4 protein-coding genes and 1 pseudogene are annotated in these 4,357 nt (G+C 64.8%); 2 read left to right on the top strand and 3 right to left on the bottom strand.

What is annotated here, in order from left to right:
* Positions 1–72 precede the first annotated feature (72 nt).
* Both L979_RS13380 and L979_RS13375 read right to left on the bottom strand, forming a co-directional pair.
* Positions 73–1,989: a cation-translocating P-type ATPase gene (locus L979_RS13380; RefSeq protein WP_094067112.1), complete on the bottom strand. Its 1,917-nt coding sequence runs from the start codon at positions 1,987–1,989 to the stop codon at positions 73–75.
* A complete protein-coding gene (locus tag L979_RS13375) occupies positions 1,986–2,345 on the bottom strand; it encodes a helix-turn-helix transcriptional regulator (protein ID WP_047692694.1) in 360 nt (119 codons plus the stop codon). The genes L979_RS13380 and L979_RS13375 overlap by 4 nt, the downstream gene beginning before the upstream one ends.
* Before the next feature lie 173 nt (positions 2,346–2,518).
* On the opposite strand from L979_RS13375, the pseudogene L979_RS17130 reads away from it, so the two are divergent.
* Together L979_RS17130 and L979_RS16880 are read left to right on the top strand one after the other, a co-directional pair.
* Positions 2,519–2,953: pseudogene (locus tag L979_RS17130) on the top strand (DsbA family protein); the annotation flags it as partial.
* Positions 2,954–3,056: 103 nt separating this feature from the next.
* Positions 3,057–3,305 carry a hypothetical protein gene (locus L979_RS16880; RefSeq protein ID WP_206051969.1) on the top strand — a complete coding sequence of 83 codons (249 nt, stop codon included), beginning with the start codon at positions 3,057–3,059 and terminating at the stop codon, positions 3,303–3,305.
* Positions 3,306–3,627: 322 nt separating this feature from the next.
* Here L979_RS16880 and L979_RS13360 read toward each other — a convergent pair whose 3' ends face one another.
* On the bottom strand, positions 3,628–4,221 hold the full coding sequence (locus L979_RS13360; protein WP_047692692.1) for a hypothetical protein: 594 nt from the start codon (positions 4,219–4,221) through the stop codon (positions 3,628–3,630).
* Positions 4,222–4,357: the final 136 nt, after the last annotated feature.

The following is a 4,357-nucleotide window of genomic DNA, read 5'->3' as shown; positions in this document are numbered from 1 at the left end:
GGACTTGCTATGAACCACCGGCCTCAACTCATCCTGACCCGTAGGGGATCGCCGACCCGATGGTCGCAAGCATCAGCTGCCGATCTGCGGCGTATGGGTTCGGGCGGCGCGCAGGCCGTTGAGGATCACGATGACCTCGGCGACTTCGTGAACCAGGACCACGGCAGCGAGCCCCAGGACACCGAAGAGGGCGAGTGGGAGCAGCGCGGTGATGATCAACAGAGACAGGATGATGTTCTGGTTGATGATGCGGCGACCCCGACGGGCGTGGTCAAACGCTCTGGGGATGAGACGCAGGTCGTGGCCGGTGAACGCGATGTCGGCGGACTCGATCGCGGCGTCCGATCCGGTCGCGCCCATCGCGATGCCGATGTCGGCTGCCGCGAGAGCGGGCGCGTCGTTGATGCCATCGCCGATCATCGCGACCGGTCCTGCCTCGGAGAACGCTCCGATCGCGGCGGCCTTGTCTTCAGGGCGCAGTTCTGCGCGGACGTCGACGATCCCCGCCTGGGCGGCAAGGGCCTGCGCTGTGCGGGTGTTGTCGCCGGTGAGCATCGTCATTCCGACCCCCTGGCTTGCGAGGGTACGGACGACCTCGGGGACCTCGGGGCGTAGTTCATCTCGGACGCCGATCGCGCCGACTGGCGCTCCGTCTCGGTGCACGATCACGACGGTCATGCCTTGCTCTTCCAGTCCCTCGACCCGGTCGCCGAGCTCACCGGCGTCGAGCCAGCGCGGGCTGCCGACGGTGATCGTCGAACCATCGGCGGTGCCTTCGATGCCGTGCCCCGCCTGCTCAGTCACATCCGCCGCTGCCGTGACGCCCGGGGCGGCGGCGGTGATCGCCGCGGCGAGAGGATGAGTGCTGTGGTGCTCCAGCGCAGCGGCCCATGCGAGCACCTGTGCCTCGGTCAGGCCGTCGACGGTGAGGACCGCGGTGACGGCAGGCTCGTTGCGGGTGAGAGTGCCGGTCTTGTCAACGGCCACGTGCCGGACGGTGCCGAAACGCTCGAAGACCGCTCCAGATTTGATGATCACTCCGAACTTGCTCGCCGCGCCGATGCCGGCGACGACTGTCAGCGGGACGGAGATCGCTAGTGCGCAGGGCGAGGCTGCCACCAGCACCACGAGGGCGCGCGTTGTCCACAGCTCTGGATCGCCCAGCAGCGAGCCGATGATTGCGACCAACGCAGCAAGAATCAGGACACCAGGGACGAGCGGTCGGGCGATCTTGTCGGCTAGGCGGGCACGTTCGCCCTTCTCGGTCTGCGCCTTCTCGACCAGCTCCACGATCGTGGTGAGCGAGTTGTCGGTGCCCGCCGCGGTCGCCTCGACTTCCAGTGCGCCGGTGCTGTTGATTGCGCCAGCCGAGACTGCGTCACCGGGCTCGACCTCGACCGGGATCGATTCGCCCGTGATCGCCGAGGTGTCCAGGCTGGAGCGTCCCGCCCGGACGACGCCATCGGTCGCGATCCGCTCTCCCGGGCGGATCACCATGAGCTGGCCGACGGTCAGGTCTTTCGCCGCGACCTCGACGGAGGCTCCGTCGCGCAGCACGGTCGCGGTGTCCGGCACGAGCTTCAGCAGCGCCCGCAGACCACCGCGGGCGCGATCCATCGCCTTGTCTTCTAGCGCCTCGGCGATGGAGTACAGGAACGCGAGTGCGGCCGCTTCCTCGACGTAGCCGAGGATGACCGCGCCGATCGCACTGATCGTCATCAGCAACCCGATGCCGATCCTGCCCTTGAAGAGCCTGCGGACCGCGCCAGGTGTGAAGGTCGACGCGCCCAGCAGCAGGCCGATCCAGAACAAGACCAGAGCCACGGTCTCAGCCCCGGACCGCTCAGAGATCAGACCACTGAGAAAGGCGACACCGGAGAAGATCGGAACCAAGACACCGCGGTCCTTCCACCATGGCCGCTCCGCGCCCTCAACCTCCTCGCCCGTCGGCGTCGCACTCTCGTGCTCGCACCCACACGCCGCGCTCATGCACCCGCTCCAGTCCCGCAGCAGCCCGGCACCGTGCACGTCGAGTCCACGCAGGGAGCCTGCTCGTCCACGGCGAGTGTCACGTCCACCAGAGCGACGAGGGCCGCAGCGAGATGTGGGTCGGCGATCTCGTAACGAGTCTGCCGTCCTTCGGGCTCTGCGACGACGATCCCGCAGTCTCGCAAGCACGTCAGATGGTTCGACACGTTCGAGCGAGTCAGCTCCAGCTCGTGCGACAGCACAGCCGGGTAGCTCGGGCTATCAAGGAGGGTCATCAGGATCCGGGAGCGCGTCGGGTCCGCCATGGCCCGGCCGAGCCGGTTCATGACGTCGAGGCGCGAAGCAATAGTCAGCATGTGCTGAACTATACAGTGCTCGCTGACCTTTTGTCAGTCTGGCTATCCGCCACGGAACACGCGAGAGGTCGCAACTTCAGCTGCGCTCAGGCGACCGACGACTCCGCCCTGGCAAGGTCGACGCAGCACACCGAGGGCGTGTCGAGCCTGTCTGGGTTGTCCAGGCCTCGCAGATGGCGACGGGTCTGCCCGTGCTCACCGCGCACGTGGTGGTCGATGCCGCGTGCTTCTACGACTGGCACGTCACTTCCGAATCCCTCGGTATAGTTCAGCGAACGTTGACCTATGGGCCTGGCAGAACGCCGGGAACCAGACCTGGAGGCCACTCTGACTCGCAGTCGGCAGATCTCTCTTGCACTCATCGCGGCGGCCTGATCGCTCTCGTCGTCGCTGTACTGCTCACCCGACCGGACTCTTCGTCGCCCGGCGCGGACGCTCCCCAGGGTTCACTCGAGAATCTGGTCCGTCCCGACAGCCCACGCATGACCGATGGTGATCAGGTTCAGCTGGTGGAGTTCCTCGACTTCGAGTGCGAGGCGTGCATCGCCCTGTACCCCCATGTGGAGGACATCAAGGACCGGTACGGCGACCGTGTCGAGTTCGTCGTGAGGTACATGCCTCTTCACGTGAGCTCGGTCAATGCTGCCTTGGCCGCTGAGGCTGCAGGCCGGGGTTACTCTCGCCGCCATCTTCGTCCACTGGCTCATCTGGGTGAGCCTGTATCGGATCGGCGCGTTGTGCCCGTACTGCATGGCCGTGTGGGCGGTCGCCATCCCACTGTTCGTGATCGTCACCCAACGAAACCTGCGCCTGCTGCCAGGCCAGACCGGCTCACGACGGGCCTGTACGGGCACGTGGGTCCACGCCTACCAGACTCCAGCCCTGGTCGGTTGGTTCCTCCTGGTCGCCGCGTTGAGCGCGGTGCGCTTCTGGGACTACTGGATCACACTCCTCGCCTGATCGAGGTCCTTCCTCACGTCCGACATGTCGATGTCCACGTACGTCGAGGTCAACGCGTGCTGCGGGCCGCCGACCTCACTCCAGAGCTCGTCGACGCTGCCACAGAAGCCCTCCTCATGAGCCACCGAAAGTTCTCAGAAACACGCCTCGAAGCGATGCGATTCACACCTCATCAGTCATCTGTAGTTGAAACTTGCGGGGGTTCTAGTGACTCTGGTGGCTATTGGGGATAACTTCCGACGTGGATGCCGGGCTTGTCTGTAACTGCAGGACGAGGTCGTCCGCCATCGCTCAGGCACTGGGACGTGAGAACCGTTGGCGGTCACTGAATGCGGTTGGGGTCGAGGTTTTCCAAGCGGGCTTCCGGGAACGGGCGGTTCACACTGAGCGCATCGAGAGGATTCTGGCTGAGTTGTTCCAACGAACCACTCACTCTCCGCACCCATGAAGTTTCTGCCGAGTCATTGAATGCGATCTCCCCACCTGGCATCGACGACCTTGCACCCCAGCTGGAGTTCGGGAAGGAGACAAACCATCGTCCTGGCGGCAGCACACTGCGAACAACTCTGTCGCGATCTGCGACTTCGGGGCCGAGAGCTACTAGCTGCTCACCGGTGTGGGGTCCTGCTCCCCGGATGAGCACCAAGCTCAGGACCACGTCATAGATGGGCAGCTGGGACGCGTTGACGACGAAAATGCCTTGCGTGTCCATGCCGGCGAGACCCAGTTGGCGTGCATCGTCTTCGGACAGGATCGCGGCCCAAGCGAAGATCTGGCTGGATTGCTCCCTGAGATCTGCCTGATCCATCCGCTGCTGAATTCGTTTCCGATCAGCGGACTCGCGTCGTATCTGAATCGCCACGGCAACGAACGCCAGAATGGTGCCAATCGCTTGCAACCAGGTCGCCCACAACATGATCCAGAGCTTACGACACGCGCCAACGTCTAAAAACTGCGTCTAAGTACCGGCTCGGGTGGGCAGCCGCGGGTCTCCGGGCACAAAACAGGCTCTTCGCAGATGAGGGTGTAGAAGCTGACGGCGCGGCGGTGTC

Source organism: Kocuria sp. ZOR0020, assembly GCF_000800955.1.
GTDB lineage: Bacteria > Actinomycetota > Actinomycetes > Actinomycetales > Micrococcaceae > Kocuria > Kocuria subflava.
The sequence above is the reverse complement of the archived record's forward strand: the minus strand, read 5'-3'. Positions and strand labels throughout refer to the sequence as shown.

What these genes read in the sequence shown, in the direction of transcription:
- L979_RS13380 (WP_094067112.1), bottom strand. Translation starts at nt 1,989, where the DNA reads ATGAGCGCGGCGTGTGGGTGCGAGCACGAGAGTGCGACGCCGACGGGC.
- L979_RS13375 (WP_047692694.1), bottom strand. Translation starts at nt 2,345, where the DNA reads ATGCTGACTATTGCTTCGCGCCTCGACGTCATGAACCGGCTCGGCCGG.
- L979_RS13360 (WP_047692692.1), bottom strand. Translation starts at nt 4,221, where the DNA reads ATGTTGTGGGCGACCTGGTTGCAAGCGATTGGCACCATTCTGGCGTTC.